Source organism: Corallincola spongiicola (assembly GCF_004284785.1).
Classification (GTDB): Bacteria; Pseudomonadota; Gammaproteobacteria; order Enterobacterales; family Neiellaceae; genus Corallincola; species Corallincola holothuriorum.
Window position 1 is genome coordinate 303,270 of sequence record NZ_SHLY01000003.1, and the last position, 22,285, is coordinate 325,554.

Consider the following 22,285-nt stretch of genomic DNA (forward strand, 5'->3'; position numbering starts at 1 on the left):
ATTTTACTTCATTTCTTATAAATTAGTCACCAATTCTGTCACCACTTTGATATGACGGCATCTAGATTTGTTCAAGAAAGCTTTACCGCCTCTAGTTGAACAGAATCTTCTTCTTCCTCACAAAGCTACAACCTTTTAGTCCTGGTATTTTGCTAGTTTATCTTTAGAATAATACTATACATATGCAATTAAGATTTAAGAGTATTTTCTAGATGTCATGTCAGCCAGACTCAGCACAAAAAGCAACATATATTGACCTTTTCTCTGGATGCGGAGGGCTTTCGTTAGGCCTCGGCAATGCAGGCTGGCATGGTCTTTTTGCGGTAGAAAAAGATCCCATGGCATTTTCTACTTTTAAGCACAACCTTATAGATGGAAAACATGCGCACTTTGATTGGCCTAATTGGTTACCTAAAGAGGCGACAACTATTCAAAACCTTCTAGAGAAGTATCCTGAACAGCTAACCGCTTTAAAAGGAAAGGTTGATTTGATTGCAGGAGGTCCTCCTTGTCAAGGCTTCTCCCTTGCTGGACGCAGGGATGCCAAAGACCCGCGTAACAAGCTCTCCGATGAGTACATCAAGATGGTAGAGATTGTTTCACCTAAGTATTTGCTACTCGAAAATGTTAGAGGCTTCAATGCTTCTTTCAAAGCTCCTGAGGGTAAAAAAGCAAAGAAACCACATTCTATGATAGTCAAAGCTAAGCTTGAAAAACTTGGATATAAGGTGTTCACCGACTTTCTGTGTAGTGCTGACTTTGGAGCTCCTCAAAAGCGCACTCGTTTTATTATGATAGGTGTTAAAGATGACCTTATAGGCCAGAACTTCGAGAATCCTTTTGAAGTCATATCTCATAGTCGAAGAGATTTTTTAAATACGAAGAAGTTACCATTGAGACCAGTGAAAGTGAGTGATGCCATTGGAGATCTGTTGGTAGAGACTAATGGTCTTATTCATCATTCAGGAAGTGAAGCGAGTGGTTTTAAGCAAGTTGATTATAAGTCACCATCTAAGACTTCAAAATACCTCCGCGTGATAAGAAAAGGGGCTGGTAAGTCCAAACCGAACAGTCTTCGCTTAGCTAGACATAAACCGAGCACAATTGAGAAATTTACTAAGATACAAAACATTTGTAAGCCGGGTGTTAGCTTGAATGATCAAATGCGCTTGGAAATTGGGACTAAGAAACAAGCTATAACAGTTTTGAATGCCGATGAACCGTCGAAGACTTTAACAACACTACCAGATGACTTGCTGCACTATAGCGAGCCTCGAATATTAACCGTCAGGGAAATGGCTCGCATTCAATCATTCCCAGATAGCTTTGATATTTTGGGTAAGTATACGACTGGTGGTGAAAGAAGAACTCAGGAGTGTCCGCGATACACTCAAGTTGGGAACGCTGTGCCTCCATTGCTTGGAGAAGTGCTGGGCGTGCATTTGAAAAGGTTGAATGATGAACAGTAATAGCTTAGATGCACATTTTGTAGCGAATGCTGGTGTGAAAGATATTGTCGGAAGAGGACTAATTTATAACGACAATGTAGCGATGATTGAGTTAGTAAAGAACTCAAAGGATGCAGATTCATCGAAGGTGATTATCGAACTCAGTGATGTAAATATTGATCCTGAAGGTGATATCTTATCTGAACTATCTACCCCTGAGATATCTATAAAAGATTTTGGTATTGGCATGACCAAAGAAGATATTCAAGAAAAATGGTTAAATATTGCATATTCAGAAAAGAAAAATGCAAAGAATAAAGAATATGCTGGTAATAAAGGCGTAGGTCGATTTAGCTGTGATAGGTTAGGAAAAGAGTTAACTTTATATACAAAGGCGTTGGATGGTGATTTTATTAAGTTATATATAGACTGGACTCTATATGAAGATAAAGGGCTAAATGATGAAATATCAACCATCCCTCTAAAAATTGAAATACTAAGTAAGCAAGAATTCCTAACTAGTGTAGGGGAAGAAGAGTTCTCTCAAGGAACAGTTCTAAAAATATCACACCTTCGTTCTGTTTGGGATGAAAAAAAACTAACAAAATTGCTGTCTGAATTAGAGAAATTCTCTCCTGCTCTTGATAATGGATTTGAGATACATATAAAAAGCAATATGTATTTTGAAAATAATGAACCTCTAAATGATAAGTTGAATTCTAAAGTTGATAATGGAATTTTAGATAAGCTCAGAATAAAAACAACTTACATTGAATCTAATATAGATGACAAAGGTGAGTTCATAAATACGGTGTTATATTATCAAGGTGAAGAGTTGTATAGATATACAGCTAAAAATCCATTTAAACTATTATCAGGAATTAGTATAGAAGCTCATTACTTGGATACTTTATCTAAAAGCTACTTTACGAAAAACGTTGGAATCAACCCAAATAAGTATGGCTCTATGTTTCTATTCTATAATGGGTTTAGAATTTCACCTTATGGAAATGAAAAAAATGACTGGCTTAACTTAGATCAGAGAAAAACGCAAGGTGTGTCTAGAAATCTTGGTACTCGTGATATTTTTGGTAAGATTACTATCCAAGATAACAGAGACTTATTTAGTGTTATTACCAGCAGAGAAGGTTTAGTTCATAATAGTGCTTATTATGAACTTGCTGCTTCAGATGAAGAAGAAAAAGTTGTTCTAAAAAATAGCCATAAGGAGTATGGCTATATTTTGGTCATCTTAAGGCAGTTAGAAGCATTTGTTGTTGATGGTTTAGAGTGGAATAGGCTAGTAGATACTTTAGATCAAAAGAAAGCGGTATCTGCACAAGATGCAGTAAGAGATCCGAATAGATATATACTTAAAGAGCTTTCAACAGATAAAGTAAAGAACTCAATAGAAAAAATGGTAAGTAGCAACATTAATGTTATTGACTATGATTTGAATCATGAGTTGATTCTTAAGCTTAAAGCTATCAATGAAACAAAATATAATGAGTACCTCGATGAGTTTGTAGAGTCTTTAGGCAATGATAGTTTTGCTGACTTAACTAAGCATAAGAAAACACAAACAAAGAAAATAATACAAGAGCTAAAAGTTAAGAAAGACATTGCTGTTGAGCAGAAAATTGAAGCTGAAAAAATAGCCGATGTAGCAGTCAAAGAAAAAATAGTCACAGCAGAAAGGCTTAAGAGTGAAGAAAAGAGAAGTGTTTTTCTCGAAAGGTTAGTAGACCCAGAAAAAACACTAGATGCATTGATTACTCATGTTATTCAACAAATATCAGGAGGTATAGAAAAAGATGCTAGATCTATACTTAATGCATATTATGAATCACCAGACTTGGTTTCTAAAGAAGAACTAATTGAAGTTATTGAACATGCTGTTCTTGATATAGCTACGATAAAAGAAACTGCCAACATGGCAACTAAAGCTGACTTCAACATCAAAGTATCATCAGTTAAGCAAGATATTATTTTCTTTATTGAAAGCTACATAGACAAGGTTGTATCCCGAAGCAGTAAATGGGGAGTGAAAATCTCATTTGAAAATACTGGCGGATACGAAAGAATCATTAATTTCAAACCTGCTGAGGCATGTGTTTTATTTGTTAATATTTTAGAGAACTCTCGTAGAGCTGGGGCGAAAAGCTTGAAAGTTCTTTGTGATGAAAGTTCAATAAAATTCATTGATGACGGTAAAGGATTTGATTTTGAAAGACTAGATCGAGAAGCCTATTTCAAAAAGGGTATCACCACGACAACAGGTGGTTCAGGGTTAGGCTTATATCATTGCCGTGATATTGCTAAGTCTCTAGGTGCAGAATTAACAATTGATAATAACAACAAATCTGGCGCAGTCGTTGCTTTGGAGTTTAAATGAAGCTTAAGTATAATATCGTCTGGATAGATGACCAAATAAGTTTAGTTAGAGGGGATCGTAGAACAATATCCACATTTTTTAGGAGCAAAGAAATTGAACTTGATCTAGTTTCTATAGAGGCTAATGCTGGTAGTAGCCTTGTAGATAACGAAGCTTTTATTAAGGCCCTTGAATCTCAAGAATTAGACTTTATATTAATTGATTTTAACATGCCTGATTTAAATGGCTCCGATGTTATTGAGTATATAAGAAAAACGCTTCATGATTATCATACTCCGATTCTATTTTATACCGGTGATGACCCTTTAGATTTGGCTAATGAAATTAATAGTAAGAACACTGATGGAGTTGAATTCATTGACGGCATTTTTTATTGCCACAGAGATAATATTAGTGACAAATTTTTAAAAATAGTAAAGTCCCAACTGAGAAATGATGAAAGAATTAACTCTGTTAGGGGCATGCTAATGGATAGAATTGGGTACGTTGACCATTGCATTTTGAGGGCTTTGGAACACTGTAAAGAAGATGTCTTGAGCGGTTCAAGGGAGAGAGTTAGCAACCAAATAAAGGCTCGTTTAAGAAGAAAAAAAACAACCTTAGAAGATGCCTTAGAAAATATTGATAATTGGAGCTATGAGGAAGTAGTCGATTTTCTGAAAGACAACCCAAGGATCACTGATTGTCATACACGGGCAGAGTCTCTACGTGAAATGTTAAGGACGTCGCAAGACTTCAAGCATCATGGCAATATTCTGTCAGATTTTTACAATAGAACAGAGCGAGGAGATAGTCTTAATAATCTTAGAAATATTTATGCGCATGAGCCATGCGAAGCGATTGAAGCAGTTCATACAGAAGAGAACATTAAGCTAATTCGTATGGAAACTAAGCGTCATATATCAAATATAGAGACGTTATTGGGTATTGAATGAAAACTGTGATCGTTGACTTAGATGGAACTTTAGCCCTAAACAAGCATAGAAGCTATTTTATTGATAAGTCCAGTGGTCGGAAGCCTGACTGGGTTGCCTACTTTGAAGCTTGTGATAAGGACTTACCCAATCATCCAGTAATTGAGGCTGTCAACGCACTTAGGGCACAGGGAAATCGAGTCCATATTTTTTCTGCTAGAGGTGACATAGTAAGAGATAAAACTGTCAATTGGTTATCTCTTAATGGTGTCAAGTATAATGATTTAACTATGAGAGAAATGAATACACATACAGCAGATGAAATATTAAAGCGCTTCTGGCTACTAGACCTATATCCAAATTACAAGAATGATATTCTTTGCGTTTTTGACGACCGAGATAAAGTTGTGAAGATGTGGAGAGAACTTGGTTTGGCCTGTTTTCAAGTTGCTGATGGAAATTTTTAACCGCTGTTAGTCATGAACAGAAAAACCTGTTTTTCCTAATTATTTGTAGTCATTTTCTAGAGAAATATTGTGATTCAAGTTAAGTTCTATGAAACCTATTACTTCTGTAACGTAATATGAAATGTATTGCATAATCAATCTTCTTATTTAAGTAACTTGAATAACTTCTATGGTGATGGAGAAATCGCTGGCTCGTTAGATCCCTTTGAAAAATACTGAACATTTCATAGGCTTATCGAGTTTATCGTAGAAGAGATTGATCAAAGGGGTCAGATAAATTGATTTTCCGTGATTTAAATTCCGTCGCCGCACTGGTGAAAAAAACCGGCTAGGACGCCGGTTTTTGGGTGTTACTTGTTAGTCAAGCAATGGGCTGAGACATCACTCGATATTCTGGATCTGCTCGCGCATCTGTTCGATTAGTACCTTCAGTTCTACCGCTGACTGGGTGACTTCCTGGTTGATCGACTTGGAGGCGAGGGTGTTCGATTCGCGGTTAAACTCCTGCATCATAAAGTCGAGACGACGGCCGATAGCACCGCCTTTTTTCAGGATTTTGCGGGTTTCTGCCACATGGGCTTCGAGGCGGTCTAGCTCTTCGGCAACGTCTAAGCGTTGCGCCAGCAGGATCATCTCTTGCTCTAAACGGCCGTTGTCGAGTTCGACGTTGGCGTCTTCCAGTTTGTTGGTGAGGCGTTCACGCTGCCAGATCATTACTGCTGGCATCTGCTCGCGCACCTTGGCGACTTCAACCATCACGCCATCGAGACGTTGGCTGATCATCGTTTCCAGGCTGTCGCCTTCGCTGGCGCGGGCGGCGATAAACTGGTTCAGGGTTTCGTCGAATGCGGCTAACAGTTCGGTGGAGATGGTATCAATATCCGCTTCTTCATTTTCCATCACACCGGGCCAGCGCAACACGTCGAGGGGGTTCAGGTGCATGGAGCCTGAGGTTTGATCATTCACCCAGCCTGCGCAGCGCATCACTTCTTTGGCTAGCGCCTCGTTTATTTGCAGCTTGGATTGCTTCTCGGCACTGGCATCAAAACGCAGGTTACACTCCAGCTTGCCGCGATTCAGGCGCTTACGGAAACGCTCGCGTAATACTGGCTCTAAGCCGCGAAACTGCTCAGGCAGGCGCAGGTAGCTTTCCAGATAACGTTGATTAACGGAGCGAACTTCCCATACGGCGGTGCCCCATTCACCCTTCAGGGTGTGGCGGGCGTAGGCGGTCATGCTGTGAATAGTCATTGGCAACCTTGCTAATGCGTCAAAAATTGATGCTCGGATTATAGGGGAGCCGACACCATGGTTAAACGGTTGATCGACTCTGTTTTGTGATTAATCAGCTAATTACCAGCTTAGCCGTTCCTGCTGGAGTTTGGGGCCGACTTTGGGGCTGAGTGTGGAGCTGGGTGTCGGATCGGGAGTCAATCTAAGGATAAACAGGTCGCCATAGGCATTTTCGCTCAGATTGGCCAGCGGTGGCCCTCCCAGTTTTTCGATCAGCATCGGCACGGTATTGCTGTGACCCACGATCAGAACGACGCCATCTTGCGCCATGGCCAGCGCTTCAACTTCATCGACATGGGCAGTGAGTGAAGTGGCTTGACTGGGGATGGTCACTGTTAGCTGATGGGCGTTGGCGGTGGGCTGTGCCGTTTGTTGGGTGCGCAGCAGATGGCTGCTGATCACTGCGGATATCTGTTCATCTTTAAGGCGCACAGCCAGTTGCTGTGCGAGCTTTTCTCCGTCGGCGCTGATGGGCGGATTTTTGCTGTCGATTGCGTCGGTTTGTTTTGGCGCATGGCGCAACAGATAGATCAGGTCGGGTTGGGCAAATGAATAAAGGCTGCTACCAACATAGAGGCTAATGATGCTCAGGAGGCGGATACCGTTCTTACTGATGGTGAATTTCATGATTGCTTTATGCCCCGAGCGTGTGACCGATGCTGTTAGATGCGGTGTGGTGCCAGTTCAATATGCTGCATACGTTTGCCAAGCATTTCGATCTTACCAAGATAACGATCTTCACCCATGGAAGAGAATTCAAACTGAAAGGTGCGCAAAAGGTGCAGTTTGCCATCACTACCACGTTTAATACGCAGGCGCTGCTGGTAGGTTGAATAGTCCAGCAGTTGCACATTCATCTGTTCGCAATGGGCACGGGCGGCTTTCAGCGCCAGCTCCTTTACTTCACGGGCGCGCCACCAATAACCGCCAATAACAAACAGCAGGATCAGCCAACTAAAAGAGCCTAAATCTATATACATAACCAGCCATACAACAAACAGAGTGCAAGCACTCTAACCGAAACTCTGGGAGGGATCATCCGTCTGTTGGTCATCTGCGAGCTGGTGCCACCTAGCCCTTGGCCATATTATCGATCACCGCTTGATAGCCTTGGCGATAGCTGGGGTAGATAAACTGGTAGCCGGCATCGAGCAGGCGCTGGTTGCGACAGCGTTTGTTCTGGGTGGCATCGGCGGCTGCGGCCACGGTTTGCAATGGCGCCAATCCTTGGGCTTGGGCGAGGAAATCGAGCACCTGATGCTGCGGCGCAGGATCGCTGTCTGTGCCGAGGTAAACCGGCGCCAAGCTGTGCTGCTGTTCTGACAGCTGTAACAGAAACTGCAGCACGCCAGCGCAATCGTCGCGATGGATGCGATTGGTATAGCTGGGCGGCGTGGCTGCGATCTGCTTCAGTTCGCGGGCTTTGTTGATTAAACGCTCTCGCCCCGGGCCATAGATACCGGAAAAACGGATAATGGTGCCGCCAAGTTTGGTCGCTAGCGCTTCGCCCTCAAGTAAAACGCGGCCACTAAAGCGGGTAGGGGCGGTGGTGGATGTTTCATCGACCCACTCCCCTTTGTTCTGCCCGTAGACGCCGGTCGATGAGATATAAAAGATCGTTGGTAATGGTTTGTTGTGCTGAGCTGCGAGTTGTTGCAGGCGTTGGCTGAGATGGGTAAAGGCATCGACAAACACTGTGCGGTAGCCTGATTCCGTGTGTTGATCTGGCGTTGGTAGGAAAAACAGGTAGTCATACGGCTGGGTAAGCTGAAGCAAGCTATCGGGCTGGGTCATATCCAGCGCTAGATATTGCAGCGCACTGCTTGTTTGTGGCGGATGACGGCGTAATCCAGTGACTTGGTGGCCATCGGCAAGCAAGCGTTGGGCGAGGGCTGTGCCGACATCGCCGCAACCGGCGATCAGTATATTTGCCATGCTATCGTCCTTTGGGATCCGTTTATGGTGAAATGCTGGCGTTTCAGTGCAAACTGGTTTGCGTTAGCTGCGTTGAGATTGCTCTACCAGTACGCGGTTAAACATCGCTTTGACTTCGTCGATGGTGATCTCAGCCATGAGGCCATCGCCTTTTACCCGGGTACCCCAAGGTAATTTTTGCCACGGCTTACCATGTTGCTGTTCGCACAGACGATCGTAATGGTTGATCACATAATCTGGCCACAGATAGGGGCCGGTGCGTCGAGGGTTTGAATGACAGTACAAGCCTATAACCGGCGTGCCTTGTGTGACCGCCATATGAGCCGGCCCGGTGTCTGGTGCTAATACCACCCGTGCTCTGCCGAGGAGTGCGAGCAGCTGTTTTAAACTGCTTTTACCTATCTGATTATCCGGTTCGGCCACCTGGCAGGCTTGGCTGATCTGTTCACCCAGCGCTTTTTCCATGGCGCTAGGCCCACCACATAAGATCACCTTGAGTGACTGCCGCGCGGCATGATCGGCAATGGCGGCGTAGCCTGCTACTGTCCAGTTGCGCTCGGCTTTACTGGCGGCGGGCGTGATAATCAGCGCTGGCTGACCGTCGGGGATCACTGTCTGCGCATACTGGCTGTCACTGTCGCTGACGGGGATCTGCCATAAGGGGTGCGGCGGTGGCGGTACACCAATGGCGGCACCGAATGCCTGAAACCCCTCTAACACGTGGGCATGGGTTTGTTTGCCGATGCGGCGATTGCTAAATAGCCATTGGCCTTCGCCAGCTCTGGCGCGGTCGAAGCCATATTTTTTATTGGCGCTGATAAAAGCGCTGAGAATACTGGCGCGAAAGGCGACCTGCATATGCAGCAGGACATCGAATTTGCGTCGCTTTAGTTGTTGTCTGACGTCTAGGATCCCCTGCCACCCTTTCGTTTTGTCATAGACGATGATCTCTACATCGGGTAAGCCCTGCAGCAAGCTTGCCTCTGCTTTACCCAGTATCCAGGTCACGGGCACGCCGGGGTAGCGGCGCTGGATCGCCTGAACGGTAGCGACAGCATGACAGACATCTCCGATCGAGGAGAGCCTTAGTAAGCAGATAGAGTGGGGGGCACCGTAAGGTAACGAAGACATAGTTTCCAGCGTTTAATCAGCGATCTAGCTGATATTATGCGCTGGCGAGCGGTATTGCGCAAAACGTTATGGTGCTAGTGTCCGGATTGGCAGTCCGTTCTGAGCGGCGATAATGTTTTCCACCAATTGATCTACTAGCATCTGCCGGGCTTCTGCACTGGCCCATGCGATATGCGGGGTAACAATCAGGTTGTCGAGCTGAGTGTCGAGTAGATCATTGCCGTTGTTTGGCGGCTCGTAGCTCAACACATCAACGCCCGCGCCGCCGAGCTTGTTCTCCTGTAATGCTTTGACCAATGCTTGTTCGTCAACCAAGCCGCCTCTGGCGGTATTGATCAATAATGCGCTGGGTTTCATTAGCGCTAACATCTCTGCACTCAATAGATTGCGCGTGTCTGCAGTTAACGGACAATGCAGTGACAGCACGTCGGCATTGCGCAGCAAGCGTTTAAAGTTGACTCGCCCCGGGCGTACCGATTCGGCATCGGCACGTTCCGCGATCAGTACGATCATGCCAAGCGCTTCGGCGACATGAGCCACCGCTTTACCCAGCGTGCCATAGCCAACGATCCCCAGGCATTTGCCTGCCAGTTGCAGCGGCGGGTGGTTCAACAAACAAAACTGCGCAGCGTTTTGCCATTTCTGCGAATCGATAAGTTTTTGATTGGCCGGTAGTTGATTGGCCAATGCCAGGATCAGCGAAAAAGTATGCTGGACGACACTGGCAGTGCCGTAGTTGCGGCAGTTGCATACGGTAATATTGTGTTCATGGCAGGCGACCAAGTCGATATTGTTGACGCCGGTGGCTGCTACGCAGATCAATTTTAGATCTGGGGCAGCTGCGATGGCGGCGGCATCGATCACCACTTTATTGGTGACGATCACTTCGGCGTTAGTCAGGCGTTCATGCAGTTGTGAAGGCGCGGTATGTCCGTGGTATTGCCACTTTGTGACACAACGATCCAGCTTGCTAAGGTCGAGGTCTTGCGGATGAAGCGTGTCCAAATCGAGTACAACGCCATGCAGCATTTTTGGGGTGGCGGAAAGATTCATTGGACTCACTGTTAACTTTGCCTTTTATCGCTATCGTTGAAGACTATAATAGTGGCCTTTAACACATCTTACTCAAAATAATCGGAGCCACTATGCGCCCAAGCGGTAGAACCACAGATCAGGTCCGCCCTATTAAAATTACCCGAAACTACACTTGCCATGCCGAAGGTTCGGTATTGGTTGAGTTTGGTAATACCAAGGTACTGTGTACTGCATCTGTGGAAACCTCGGTTCCTCGCTTCTTGAAAGGCAAGGGACAGGGCTGGGTTACCGCTGAATACAGCATGTTGCCACGGGCAACCCATAGCCGCAATCAACGCGAGTCTGCGAAGGGCAAGCAAGGCGGACGAACTTTAGAAATTCAGAGATTGATCGCACGCTCGTTGCGCGCAGCGGTCGATTTAAAGGCCCTGGGTGAGCATATGATCACTCTGGATTGTGACGTTCTGCAGGCAGATGGCGGTACACGTACTGCCTCGATCACTGGTGCCTGTGTGGCGTTAGTGGATGCGCTGCGCTGGATGCAGCAAGAAAAGCTGATCACCACGGATCCATTGAAGCAGATGGTTGCGGCGGTCTCTGTTGGTATCTACAAAGGCGAAGCGGTCTGTGACCTGGAGTACCTGGAAGATTCTGCAGCTGATACCGACATGAATGTGGTGATGACTGATCAAGGCAAGTTGATTGAAGTGCAGGGTACAGCAGAAGCGGAAGCGTTTAGCTTTGAAGAGCTCAACGCGATGTTAGGGCTGGCAAAAAGTGGTATCGATACAATCATCGCCGCACAGAACGCGGCGTTGGCAGAGTAAGGACTATTCCCGTGAAAGAGTATCAAAAGGCATTTATTGAATTTGCGTTGGAGCGTGAGGTACTGCGCTTTGGCGAGTTTACCCTCAAATCAGGTCGCACCAGCCCCTATTTCTTTAATGCTGGCCTGTTTAACACTGGACGCGATCTGGCTCGCTTAGGCAAGTTTTACGCAGCAGCGTTACAAGATGCGGCGATTCCTTACGACGTGCTGTTTGGTCCGGCGTATAAAGGGATCCCGATCGCCAGTGCAACCGCCGTTGCTTTGGCCAATGAGTATGACGTCGACGCGCCTTACTGTTTTAACCGCAAAGAAGCGAAAACCCATGGCGAAGGCGGCAGTTTAGTGGGCTCACCACTGAAGGGCCGGATTATGTTGGTGGATGACGTGATCACTGCGGGTACTGCGATCCGTGAATCGATGACCATCATTGAGCAAAATGGGGCGGGATTGGCGGGTGTGCTTATCGCGTTGGATCGTCAGGAGCGTGGTAAGGGTGAATTGTCAGCGATCCAGGAAGTCGAGCGAGACTTCGGCTGTCAGGTGATCTCCATCGTGACGCTGAAGGATCTGATCAGCTATCTGGCGCAACAGCCGGGCAAAGAAGCCCAGCTGGCTTCGGTCGAAGCGTATCGTCAGGAGTATGGCATCGCCTAAAGCAGGTTAATGTTGCAGATTGAACCGCTTAGATGCGGTTCAATCTTTCTTTCGTTACGACGACGATACCATCGTCTGTCACCAAAAAGCGTTCCGCATCTAACTCCGCATCATCTCCTATCACGGTGCCGTCAGGTATCTCACACTCCTCGTCGACAATGGCATGATTGATATGACAGTTTTTGCCGATCTTGACCTGAGGTAACAGAATACAGTGATTCACTTCGCTACTGGCAGCAATGCATACGTCGTAGCTCAGGACACTTCTTGTAACTTCGGCGCCGGAGATAATACTGCCCGCAGAGATCAGCGAGTCGCAGGCGGTGCCTGGCTCTCCATTAACACCACGGGAGAGTTTGCCGGGAGCACGCTGCTCCTGATAGCTGGTGATAGGCCATACCGGGTTGTATAGATTCAACCTCGGCAAGGGAGCTAGCAGCTCCATATTACTGTCATAGTAAGCTTCAATGGTTCCGACGTCGCGCCAATAGCCGGGTAAACCATCTTCATCAATAAAGTCATGTGCATGCATAACGTAGCCTTCAGCGAGCGCTTTAGGTAATACGTCGTAACCAAAGTCATGTTGTGAATCCAGGTTCTTCGCATCTTCATGTAACAGTTGGCTTAATGCCTGAAGGCGAAAACCATATATGCCCATGGATACGCGTACTTTGCCCGGGCTACTTTGATAAGGCGTGCAGTCCACAGGCTTCTCCACAAAGCCTGTGATCCGGTTATGTTCGTCGGTAAGCACGACACCAAACAGGCTGCCCAACTCAAGCGGCACTTCCATGGTTGAGATGGTGATATCGGAGCCCGTTTCATCGTGCTGGTTCATCATTGGCAGATAGTCCATGGTGTAAACATGGTCACCTGCGAGGATCAACACAAAATCTATCGGTTGCCGCTCCAGCAGCCATAAGTTTTGATACACAGCGTTGGCAGTGCCTGAATACCAGTCTGATTCTTTCCGCTGTTCTGCGGGTAAGATCCCGACATACTCACCGTGCTCACCACTGTAACGTGCCCAAGTACGCTGGATGTGGGCGATCAGATAGAAGGCATTGTATTGAGTCAGCACGCCGATACGGTGAAAACCGGAATTGATACAGTTAGAAAGGGTGAAGTCGATGATGCGGTATTTACCGCCAAAAAAAGTCGCTGGTTTCGCTCGTGCTTGGGTTAGATCGTGTAATCGGGTGCCACGCCCGCCTGCCAGCACGAGGGTATAGGTTCGTTGGCATACATCGGGGAAAAAACGAGCCGGTTTTTTAACTATATGCATGATGTTGCGTCCGCGGCCAAATATCCATTGGAGTAACAAGGGTAAATTAAGTTTAGTTCATTGATGGATATTGTGAAGCCAGTCAACTTGTTGATTTTGCGTTATATTTTTGTTGTTTAGTTGAGGCTTGGCTGTGCGCGGAACTTGAGGTGGGGGGAAGAGGGCAAGAACAGGGGCAAATAGTCACAAGCCTAGCGTGGCTATGAGGCTTGTGACCTGGTTACAACTTACTTAATGTTCTCTACTTGTTTTTGCAGGTTGTCAGCGAGCTCTTTAGCCCAGGCATCTAATTGGGGGTAAAAAGCTTCAACGATATTGTCCGTCATTAGATCGGGGTCAATATCCTTACCGGATAAGCGGCGTACCACTTGGGCAACCACTTTACCGCTGTCCTTATCAATCGCTTCTGCTTCTAGAAACATCACTGGTACTTTATCTCTAGAGTCAGTTGCTTCCATAGCGCCAACAACAATCAGGCCGATGGGCAGGTATTGATAGGCGGCAAGATCGGCTGAACCGGTACTAAAGCCGGTGATAGCAGGCTTGATAATTAGCGTGTTGTTACCCGCGGCCGCGGTGCGTAGATGCTCCGGGATCGCCTCTTTTAAAGATTTTACTAGATAGGTGGCAAAGGCTTGCTGTTTTTCAGCGGGTACCACCTCCTTATCACTGAGTTTCGGTGACAGCCAGATCTTTGCTGGTTCAACGTCGATCATCGCGTAGTTGTTTGCTGAATAATCCTCCGCGTACCAGACCAGTTTGCTGGCATCTTCAGGATCTGGTTTTAGCTTGTTGTAGTCATGTAAGTAGCCGGAAAATGTCTGTTCCGTTTCCGGAGCAGAAGAGCAGGCCGCTATTAACGCGAGTGCCAGTGTCAGTGCTAGAGGGCGGATCATGCGCAGAACTCTCTGAAATTTGCTAATGGTTTGTTAATAAAAGACTCTACTGGGATCGCTGGAAGATTGAAAGCTGGGGTGAACTAATATGTGGCACACAAAAAAAACAGGGCGCATCTCAGATGCGCCCTGTTACAAAGAATATGCCGTCCACCGAACATAGTTCCCTGCCGCTTCCTTGCTGGGCTTTTTAGCCCTGACCAATCCTCTGGCTGTTCCTGTGTCATCCATAACCAGTAACTGTCCTTAGCTACTGCGCTTCCTCCTGAAGCTCTCCACTGTGGTCAACCTTTGACCTCATCCTTTTTCGCTTCCTGCGCCGCTCTTCATCATGAATCGCGTTTTGTGACTCCCTGTCTACTCAGTTGCAGCGTCCTGCTGACAGTTAGAATATTAGCGCGCAGTGGCAGGTTAACAATGCGTTAAAAATGTTAGAAAAAAAATCTCGGCAAACTTGTTTTTAAATAGAATTTCAACCATCTGATATTTATTGTTTTTTTTGAGTTCTATGCGCTGTTTCCACATTTTGTCTCCCAAATCTCCTACAGCTTTGTAAGCGATCTCGCACAATCACTTTGGCTAATTGCACAGCTTGTTGCTGCGGCACTGTTCTTGTGTTGTAAAACTGGCTAGGGTTATTGCTATCAAAACAGCCTAAGAGGTTCACCACCATCACTTGTTATGAATTGGTCTATCGCAGTGTCAGTGATCTTGTTTGGTCGCCAGAAGCCTTGGCTGAGTTACTTGCCCTATCCAGGCAGGCAAATAAGCAAAAGGGCGTAACAGGGCTGCTTCTTTACCGGCAAGGGTGCTTCTTTCAGATTCTCGAAGGTGAAAGAGATGCGGTAGAACAGGTGTTTGCTGCTATTTCTACGGATCCTAGACATTACGATATCGAGCTACTGAATCAAGGTGTGGTGCCGGCGCGTTCATTTCCTGATTGGAGTATGGGGTTTGATACAACGGTAGCTGAAAAAGCTGCGGAGGTGGGTTTTAATCAGTTGATCTCGGGAAAGGGATTAGCAGATCCAAGGCTTAAGCTGCTTAGAGCGAAATACTGTTCTGTGACCTTTCATTTGATAAAAGCGTTTCTCAGCGAGTAGGCAGGGCATTGCTGCGATACCCGGAATAGAGCAATTATCATTTTGTTGAACGCTATAAATGAAGCGGGCACAGCTTTCGCTGTGCCCGACAAACTTTTTCGAAACAATCCCGTTTCAACTGTGCTTTCCCTGCTGGCATCCATGTCACTGTGGATCCGTTCCACTTCCTAACCAATCCGTTGGCGGTCCTTGTGTCATCCTGACTTGCGACAAATCCTATGTCACAACGCTCCATCCTGAAGCTATTCCTAACTCATCCTGAGCGGTCCATTCTGCATCCTGCAAAGGCTGACTTCATGTCGGCCCAACGGTGTCCCTACTTTCTTCCTGAGGTGTCAACATCCTGCTGACAGTTAGAATGATAGCGTCTGCCTCGAAGTTAACAATGGGTTAAAGATGTTAGGAGGAGGGAAAGGAAACATCTTTTTACCGAGGAAAAATTTAACTCATTGATAAATATCATTTATGTCTGATTTTTGCAGCGTTTTTCGTGGTTTTTTTACTAAATGTCTTACACCTTTGTAAGAGATCTCGCACAAATAGCATCGGTGAAATGGACGGTGGTTAGCCTTGCTTAGCTTCGAACAAGCGTCATTGATCTAATTGATCGTCGGTTTAACGCTTAGGTATGGGTAACTTTCAGGTTCTTGGGCGAAATTATGCCCCCAGATCTGCCGCTTGCTTTGTTAGCCTTTAATATGGCGCTGATGTTCTGTGCTGATGGTGGCTTTTGGGTTGGGGTAGTGATGCAGTGGTTTGACCCATAAACGAAGCGGGCACAGCTTTCGCTGTGCCCGACAATCGGTCTCGAAACAATCCCGTTTCAACTGTGCTTTCCCTGCAGGCATCCATGTCAATGTGGATCCGTTCCACTTCCTAACCAATCCGTTGGAGGTCCTAGTGTCATCCTAACTTATGACATATCCTATGCCATAACGCTTCATCCTGAAGGTGTCCTTAACTCGTCCTGAGTGGGTCCATTCTGCATCCTGCAAAGGCGCAACTCCTTGTCGGCCTAACGGTATCCCTACTTTCTTCCTGAGGTGCCAACATCCTGCTGACACCTATAAGAATACTCTCTAACCCATCTTTAACAATGCATTAACCCGTGTTGTGAAATTATTTAATCATTTCCTTTTTTGGTGATTAACCTTATAAACAATGGGTTGCGTGTTCTTCTGGGGTATGTATCTACATCATGAAAGCTGTATCTCTCACGTTCTTGTGCGATATCTCGCACACGGCTCAAGGCATATCTCTGAAGGCGATGGCAAGCGTTTGTGCTATGTCAGTCACACTCTGCGGTGACAATTACCGACTTCTATTGCCAGCGAGAGGTAGAAAAATTATGGTGGAGGGCAGCAAGGACAATTACTAATTTACCAATGAGTAATGCATTGGTGAATGAGTTCCGAATAAGAACAACAAGCGCCTCTGCGAACTTTCGTCAAGGCAGCGCCACGTAAGTGGAAATCTCTCAGGTAAGTTGCCCGTTTCCTCTAGGAAGCGGGCTTTTTTTTGTTTTAAGCGGTGAGTAGTTGATGTCGCAACATTGACCACAGGGTTTCAAAATCGCTGCTAGGTTTGCGTTTGAAATCACTGCGAACATATTGACAGATACGGCCTTCGGCATAGGCGAGCAGCATGTTGGCAAGAATAGTCTCACTCACCTGAAACCCTTGCCCTTCACGCAGTGCGCGCTCACGCAGTACTTGTTTTATCTGCACTTCGATCTTTTCCATTAACGACTGCACTCGGCCCCTCAAGCGAATATTTTCACCTAATAGCGCATCCCCATTAAGGATCCGGCAAAGACCTGGATTGCGTTCAGCGAATACCAGGATCAATTGCAAAATATGATGCACGCGGGCCAGAGTGTCTTTCTCATCATCGAGGATTAAGTTAATCCGTGATAACAGAGATTCTTCAATGAACTCGATGAGTCCCTCAAACATCTTGGCTTTAGATGGAAAGTGGCGATAAAGCGCCGCTTCTGATACGCCGACTTCCGCTGCCAATTTGGCGGTGGTGATCCGTTCGCCAGGTGCGGTTTCTAACATGCCAGCCAGAGATTGCAGTATCTCTTGGCGGCGATTTTTGCGCTGCGTTGCAGCCATAAACTATCCCCTGTACTACTTACTTCTTATCAGCGGAAAATGAAATTATTTGTGACCGGAGGAACCAAAACCACCTTCACCACGTTCACTGGCGTGGAATTCGTCAACGATACTTAGCTCAGCCTGTACAACAGGCACAAATACCAGTTGAGCGATGCGGTCACCGGGAACGATGGTGAAGCTACGATTACTGCGGTTCCAGCATGAAACCATCAGCTGTCCTTGGTAATCAGAGTCGATAAGCCCGACCAGATTACCCAATACGATGCCATGTTTGTGACCTAGACCGGAGCGCGGCAGGATCACAGCAGCAAGTTGCGGATCGGCGACGTGGATGGCCAAGCCGGTAGGGATCAGCTGGGTTTCGCCAGGATCTAGCGTTAGTTCGCTATCTAAGCAAGCGCGCAGATCCATACCTGCAGAGCCGGGGGTGGCATATTCTGGAAGTGGAAATTCTTCACCAATACGTTGATCTAAAATTTTAACTTCAATCTGTTTCATTGTTTGATCCGATAACGATGGTTGATCTGTTCTAAGAGTTGCGCAGCAAGTTGTTGCTTGCTGGTGGCAGGTAGCTCTGTTTTGCCATCAGTCCAATAGAGGGTGAGGGCATTATCGTCGCTGTTAAAGCCGATACTGCTGTCACTAACGTCATTCGCGGCAATCATATCGAGGCCTTTACGTTGCAGTTTGCCAATGGCGTAAGTCTCTACATCATGGGTTTCAGCTGCAAAGCCGACGGTAAAAGGGCCACTGTTGAGCGCGGCAACATCGGCGAGAATGTCTGGGTTGCGCACCAGCCGAATGCTCATTTCACTGTTGTCTTTCTTTATTTTGCAATCCGCGACTGCTTCTGGGCGATAATCAGCAACGGCTGCGCAGGCGACAAAAATGTCCTGCTGTACCGCCGTGGTCATCACGGCGTGATGCATCTCTGCCGCGCTTTCCACGCGCAAAAGTTGCACGCCAGTGGGGGCTTGTAGTGCAACAGGGCCGCTAACCAAGGTGACTTCTGCGCCCATCTGCGCAGCGCTGGCGGCGATGGCGTACCCCATTTTGCCAGAGCTGTGATTACTGAGGTAACGGACTGGATCGAGTGCTTCCCGAGTTGGGCCTGCGGTGATCATCATCTTCATGCCAGCAAGCGGTTGGTGGGGTTGAAACTGTTGTTCGATCAGTGCCAGAAGCTCTGCTGGCTCCAGCATTCTGCCTGGCCCAACGTCGCCGCAGGCTTGTTCTCCCTGCCCAGGCCCCCAGATTAGATGTTGTCGCTTGGCCAGTAATGCCAGATTTTCTTGGGTCGGCACGGCGAGATACATCTGTTGGTTCATTGCTGGTGCAATAGCGATAGGTGCTGCTGTTGCTAAACAAACGGTAGAGAGCAGGTCGTTCGCCATACCGGCAGCGATGCGAGCAATGAGATCTGCGGTGGCAGGGGCAATAACCAAGAGATCTGCCCACTTTCCTAACTCAATGTGGCCCATGGCTGCTTCTGCTGATGGATCCAGCAGGTCGTCACAAATGGGATACCCAGAAACCGCTTGCAAGGTCAGAGGAGTAATAAAGGCTTGCGCCCCTTTGGTCATGACGATGCGTACATCTGCGCCTTTATCCTTCAGCCGACGGGTGAGTTCTACACATTTGTAAGCCGCGATACCGGCACTGATGCCTAGCAGTATCTTTTTACCTTGTAACGACATAGCTCTTTATCGGGGTAAAAAATTTCCGTTACTTTACCACAGCCTAAATCGCTGAACAGTGTTTCCCTAGCTGCTTTTTGCTCTCACACCACGCAGTTTTTTTGGAAAGCTGTGTCTCTTAAGCGAGCGCTCACAGCTGTCTTGGTTACAGTGAACACTTACTGCTGGATTTTTGCACTACACTGATTGCGTGCGCAGGAAGCGTAAACAGGTAGATCACTTCAAGGAGGAATAGATTGATGGCAATTATTGATTGGCCAGCGGCAGAGCGCCCCCGTGAAAAGCTTTTACGGCAGGGGGCTGAAGCGCTTTCCGATGCTGAGTTACTCGCGATTTTTCTACGTACCGGTGTGGCTGGCATGGATGCGGTTACCTTAGCCAGACAACTACTCGGGCAATTCGATGGTCTATCCCGCTTAATGCGTGCCAACCAACAGCAATTTTGCGCCGCCAAAGGGCTGGGACAAGCCAAGTATGCCCAATTGCAGGCGGTGGTCGAGCTGAGTCGTCGTGTTTTTCAGGCAGAGTTACATCAGTCTGATGTGTTGAATCATCCCGCTGCGGTAGAGCGTTACCTACGGGTTAAAATGGGTGATTCGCCGATAGAGCGCTTTGCCCTCTTGTTGTTGGACAGCCAGAATCGGGTGCTGGCTTACAAAGAGTTAAGCCATGGCACGATTAACCAGGCGGCGGTTTATCCGCGAGAAGTTTTACGCTTGGTGATAGAAGAACATGCCGCGGCGGTGATTCTCTGTCATAATCACCCGTCCGGTGTCTGTGAGCCGAGTGAGGCAGACCGACATATTACCGATAAGATCATGGCAACATTGGCTTTTATTGATGTGCCTGTACTTGATCACTTGGTAGTTGGTCGAACTGAATCAACCTCATTTGCTGCGCGCGGCTGGATATAGTTTTTATTGAAATAACATTTTTTCTTGATCTGCTAGTGCGTCTCCTGTATAAAATGCGCCCTCCTGCGCCTTGGGCGACGGCCGAATATGGGGCGCGGTACGCTCGAGCTAAAAAGTTTTATATCGGAGACGACTGACATGTCTAAAGTATGCCAAGTAACTGGCAAGCGTCCGGTTGTCGGTAATAATCGCTCTCATGCGAAAAACGCGACCAAGCGCCGCTTTCTGCCAAATTTGCAATCTCACCGTTTTTGGGTTGAGAGTGAAAAGCGGTTTGTGAAGCTTCGTGTTTCTACCAAGGGTATGCGAATCATCGACAAGAAGGGTATCGATTCAGTTCTGACTGAACTTCGTACCCGCGGCGAAAAGGTTTAAGGGGATAAATCATGGCGAAGAAAGGCGTTCGTGAGAAAATCCGTCTGAACTCATCAGCCGGTACCGGTCACTTCTACACGACCACTAAAAATAAGCGCACCATGCCTGAAAAGATGGAGATCAAGAAATTTGATCCTGTTGTACGTCAGCACGTGATGTATAAAGAAGCTAAGATCAAATAGATCTTACTTGTTTTGCTTAGTGAAAAGCCCGGCCTAGTGCCGGGCTTTTTGTTATGTACAGGAAGTACGGTATGACGCGGGTGCATGGCACCCAAGGCACTGCGTGGGGTGTGCTAATGCACAAGAGCGTCGATGTACAGGAACTACGGCCTTGTTACCGTTGGGGCTTGAGCGTTTTTCTTTTACCTTGTTCTTCACTCCCTAGGCTCTTCAATTCCAGACTCTCTTGCAATGCTCTTATCTAAGGTTAGTGTTAGCATATTGATTTGTGTATTAGCCAAAAATGGACACTGGATATGGCCTTAACCAGAAGGCAGTGGAACAACATTTTGATCTTTGCCTGTTTGGCAATGATCCTGCTGTTTAATGTCACTCACAAACGGTGGTTATCTGGTGACGCCAATACCCGTTTAGAACTTATTCCAGCTGAGGCTATTATCCTGACTTTGGATTATCCAGCAGGCCAGCTGGAGCTGATTGGTCAAGGCTGGCGTGTTTCTCCGGCGAACTTGATGCCAGAACAAGAGGCGGGGCGCCTGGTACAGCAGTGGTTGGGATTGACGGCATTACCTTTGAGTGAAGAAGAGATGCCATCTGCCAGTGAGCTCCTTACTGAACCCGATATGGTGGTTCGTATTACTTTGGCAGGGGAAGCTGTCCCTCGAGTTATTTTGCTGCGTCAATTTAAGCAGCGCTGGTTTGTCCGCTTAGGTGAGCAAGTGGGGGAGCTGTCAGATCTGACGATACGTTTTATTGCCCCCATGCCTCTACGCCAAATGAGAGCAAATGATGCCTGAGTTACCTGAAGTTGAGGTGAGTCGACAGGGGATAACCCCTTTTCTTACGGGAAAGCAGATCACGCGCGTGGAGGTGCGTGACAAGCGCTTGCGTTGGCCGGTGCCAGATGAAGTTAATCAGCTGGAGGGGCAGACAATCATAGCGGTTCGTCGTCGTGCAAAGTATCTTCTTATTGATACCGCGATCGGCAGCGCGATACTCCATCTGGGCATGTCTGGGCGATTACGGGTGATTGATTCAGCTACTGTGGCTGATAAGCACGACCATATCCAGATCCACCTCTGTAGCGGTAAAATGTTACGGCTGACTGATCCCCGGCGCTTCGGTGCTTTCCTGTGGGGAGGCGCTACACCCTTAGCGCATCCATTGCTGTCTAAATTGGGCCCTGAGCCATTAACTAAACAATTTGATGCCAATGTACTCTATGGTCGTAGCCGTGGCCGTAAGAGCGCTGTGAAGACATTTATTATGGATAATCACAATGTGGTGGGCGTGGGGAATATCTACGCCAATGAAGCCTTGTTTGCCGCCAGGATAAATCCCAAGACTGCAGCCGGTAAGATCTCGCTTGCCCGCTACCAATTATTGACCGAGGAGATCAAATCGGTACTGGCGCGCGCCATTCAGCAGGGCGGTACAACGCTAAAGGATTTTGCTCAAAGTGATGGCAAACCGGGCTATTTTGTTCAGGAACTGAAAGTGTATGGCAAAGGGGGACAGCCTTGCCCCAATTGTGGTGCTGCACTGAAAGAGATTAAATTGGGGCAGCGCAGCACTGTGTACTGCGCTATATGTCAGCGTTAGTGAATGGTTA

23 protein-coding genes are annotated in these 22,285 nt (G+C 47.0%); 12 read left to right on the forward strand and 11 right to left on the reverse strand.

The features are described from left to right. The first annotated feature begins 212 nt into the window (after positions 1-212). The 4 genes from EXY25_RS11600 to EXY25_RS11615 are packed head-to-tail and all read left to right on the forward strand — an operon-like array spanning position 213 to position 5,224. Positions 213-1,469, forward strand: a complete 1,257-nt coding sequence (locus tag EXY25_RS11600; protein ID WP_130566901.1) for a DNA cytosine methyltransferase — start codon at positions 213-215, stop codon at positions 1,467-1,469. Then, positions 1,459-3,843, forward strand: coding sequence for an ATP-binding protein (locus tag EXY25_RS11605; RefSeq protein WP_165419341.1), 2,385 nt, complete (start codon positions 1,459-1,461; stop codon positions 3,841-3,843). Before EXY25_RS11600 ends, EXY25_RS11605 begins: the two co-directional genes overlap by 11 nt. After that, complete coding sequence (locus EXY25_RS11610; RefSeq protein ID WP_130566903.1) at positions 3,840-4,778, forward strand: response regulator; 939 nt, start codon at positions 3,840-3,842, stop codon at positions 4,776-4,778. The genes EXY25_RS11605 and EXY25_RS11610 overlap by 4 nt, the downstream gene beginning before the upstream one ends. After that, entirely contained in the window at positions 4,775-5,224 is a 450-nt protein-coding gene (locus EXY25_RS11615; protein ID WP_130566904.1) for a phosphatase domain-containing protein, read from the forward strand. Before EXY25_RS11610 ends, EXY25_RS11615 begins: the two co-directional genes overlap by 4 nt. 381 nt (positions 5,225-5,605) lie before the next feature. On the opposite strand, the gene EXY25_RS11620 is transcribed toward EXY25_RS11615, so the two are convergent. The 6 genes from EXY25_RS11620 to EXY25_RS11645 form a co-directional block, all read right to left on the reverse strand. After that, a complete protein-coding gene (locus EXY25_RS11620) occupies positions 5,606-6,475 on the reverse strand; it encodes a YicC/YloC family endoribonuclease (RefSeq protein ID WP_199405187.1) in 870 nt (289 codons plus the stop codon). 102 nt (positions 6,476-6,577) lie between these two features. Beyond that, positions 6,578-7,144 (reverse strand): SixA phosphatase family protein, encoded by a 567-nt coding sequence (locus tag EXY25_RS11625; protein WP_130566905.1) that lies wholly within the window; start codon positions 7,142-7,144, stop codon positions 6,578-6,580. Positions 7,145-7,179: 35 nt separating this feature from the next. After that, positions 7,180-7,497, reverse strand: a complete 318-nt coding sequence (locus EXY25_RS11630; RefSeq protein ID WP_114337655.1) for a DUF3301 domain-containing protein — start codon at positions 7,495-7,497, stop codon at positions 7,180-7,182. 91 nt (positions 7,498-7,588) lie between these two features. After that, on the reverse strand, positions 7,589-8,452 hold the full coding sequence (locus EXY25_RS11635; RefSeq protein WP_130566906.1) for an SDR family oxidoreductase: 864 nt from the start codon (positions 8,450-8,452) through the stop codon (positions 7,589-7,591). Positions 8,453-8,515: 63 nt separating this feature from the next. Beyond that, the gene (locus EXY25_RS11640; RefSeq protein WP_114337657.1) at positions 8,516-9,583 is read right to left on the reverse strand and encodes a glycosyltransferase family 9 protein; all 1,068 of its coding nucleotides are present in this window, start codon (positions 9,581-9,583) and stop codon (positions 8,516-8,518) included. Positions 9,584-9,649: 66 nt separating this feature from the next. Continuing rightward, the gene (locus EXY25_RS11645) at positions 9,650-10,636 is read right to left on the reverse strand and encodes a D-2-hydroxyacid dehydrogenase (RefSeq protein ID WP_246019548.1); all 987 of its coding nucleotides are present in this window, start codon (positions 10,634-10,636) and stop codon (positions 9,650-9,652) included. A gap of 92 nt (positions 10,637-10,728) precedes the next feature. Between EXY25_RS11645 and rph the strand changes: the two genes are divergently transcribed. Then, entirely contained in the window at positions 10,729-11,445 is a 717-nt protein-coding gene (gene rph, locus EXY25_RS11650) for a ribonuclease PH (protein WP_114337658.1), read from the forward strand. An 11-nt stretch (positions 11,446-11,456) separates the two neighbouring features. Next, positions 11,457-12,101 (forward strand): orotate phosphoribosyltransferase, encoded by a 645-nt coding sequence (pyrE, locus tag EXY25_RS11655; RefSeq protein ID WP_114337659.1) that lies wholly within the window; start codon positions 11,457-11,459, stop codon positions 12,099-12,101. Between the two features lie 28 nt (positions 12,102-12,129). Here the strand turns inward: pyrE and glgC are convergent, their stop codons facing one another. Then, positions 12,130-13,386: a glucose-1-phosphate adenylyltransferase gene (glgC, locus tag EXY25_RS11660; RefSeq protein ID WP_130566907.1), complete on the reverse strand. Its 1,257-nt coding sequence runs from the start codon at positions 13,384-13,386 to the stop codon at positions 12,130-12,132. A 227-nt stretch (positions 13,387-13,613) separates the two neighbouring features. Beyond that, on the reverse strand, positions 13,614-14,282 hold the full coding sequence (locus EXY25_RS11665) for a DUF3313 domain-containing protein (protein ID WP_130566908.1): 669 nt from the start codon (positions 14,280-14,282) through the stop codon (positions 13,614-13,616). 638 nt (positions 14,283-14,920) lie between these two features. On the opposite strand from EXY25_RS11665, the gene EXY25_RS11670 reads away from it, so the two are divergent. Then, a complete protein-coding gene (locus EXY25_RS11670) occupies positions 14,921-15,385 on the forward strand; it encodes a BLUF domain-containing protein (RefSeq protein ID WP_199405188.1) in 465 nt (154 codons plus the stop codon). Positions 15,386-16,908: 1,523 nt separating this feature from the next. Here the strand turns inward: EXY25_RS11670 and slmA are convergent. Genes slmA through coaBC form a run of 3 tightly spaced genes read right to left on the reverse strand, consistent with a single transcriptional unit; the run spans position 16,909 to position 19,202 of the window. Beyond that, a complete protein-coding gene (gene slmA / locus EXY25_RS11675; RefSeq protein WP_130566909.1) occupies positions 16,909-17,502 on the reverse strand; it encodes a nucleoid occlusion factor SlmA in 594 nt (197 codons plus the stop codon). Between the two features lie 45 nt (positions 17,503-17,547). After that, the gene (gene dut, locus EXY25_RS11680) at positions 17,548-18,003 is read right to left on the reverse strand and encodes a dUTP diphosphatase (protein WP_114337663.1); all 456 of its coding nucleotides are present in this window, start codon (positions 18,001-18,003) and stop codon (positions 17,548-17,550) included. Then, entirely contained in the window at positions 18,000-19,202 is a 1,203-nt protein-coding gene (gene coaBC / locus EXY25_RS11685) for a bifunctional phosphopantothenoylcysteine decarboxylase/phosphopantothenate--cysteine ligase CoaBC (RefSeq protein ID WP_130566910.1), read from the reverse strand. Before coaBC ends, dut begins: the two co-directional genes overlap by 4 nt. A 239-nt stretch (positions 19,203-19,441) precedes the next feature. Between coaBC and radC the strand changes: the two genes are divergently transcribed. The 5 genes from radC (at position 19,442) to mutM (ending at position 22,275) form a co-directional block, all read left to right on the forward strand. Further along, a complete protein-coding gene (gene radC, locus EXY25_RS11690; protein ID WP_130566911.1) occupies positions 19,442-20,116 on the forward strand; it encodes a RadC family protein in 675 nt (224 codons plus the stop codon). A gap of 138 nt (positions 20,117-20,254) precedes the next feature. Further along, a complete protein-coding gene (gene rpmB / locus EXY25_RS11695; protein WP_114337666.1) occupies positions 20,255-20,491 on the forward strand; it encodes a 50S ribosomal protein L28 in 237 nt (78 codons plus the stop codon). 11 nt (positions 20,492-20,502) lie between these two features. Beyond that, positions 20,503-20,673 carry a 50S ribosomal protein L33 gene (gene rpmG, locus EXY25_RS11700; protein WP_114337667.1) on the forward strand — a complete coding sequence of 57 codons (171 nt, stop codon included), beginning with the start codon at positions 20,503-20,505 and terminating at the stop codon, positions 20,671-20,673. Positions 20,674-20,969: 296 nt separating this feature from the next. Beyond that, on the forward strand, positions 20,970-21,470 hold the full coding sequence (locus EXY25_RS11705; protein ID WP_130566912.1) for a hypothetical protein: 501 nt from the start codon (positions 20,970-20,972) through the stop codon (positions 21,468-21,470). After that, positions 21,463-22,275 (forward strand): bifunctional DNA-formamidopyrimidine glycosylase/DNA-(apurinic or apyrimidinic site) lyase, encoded by an 813-nt coding sequence (mutM, locus tag EXY25_RS11710; RefSeq protein ID WP_130566980.1) that lies wholly within the window; start codon positions 21,463-21,465, stop codon positions 22,273-22,275. Before EXY25_RS11705 ends, mutM begins: the two co-directional genes overlap by 8 nt. The last annotated feature ends 10 nt before the right edge of the window (positions 22,276-22,285 follow it).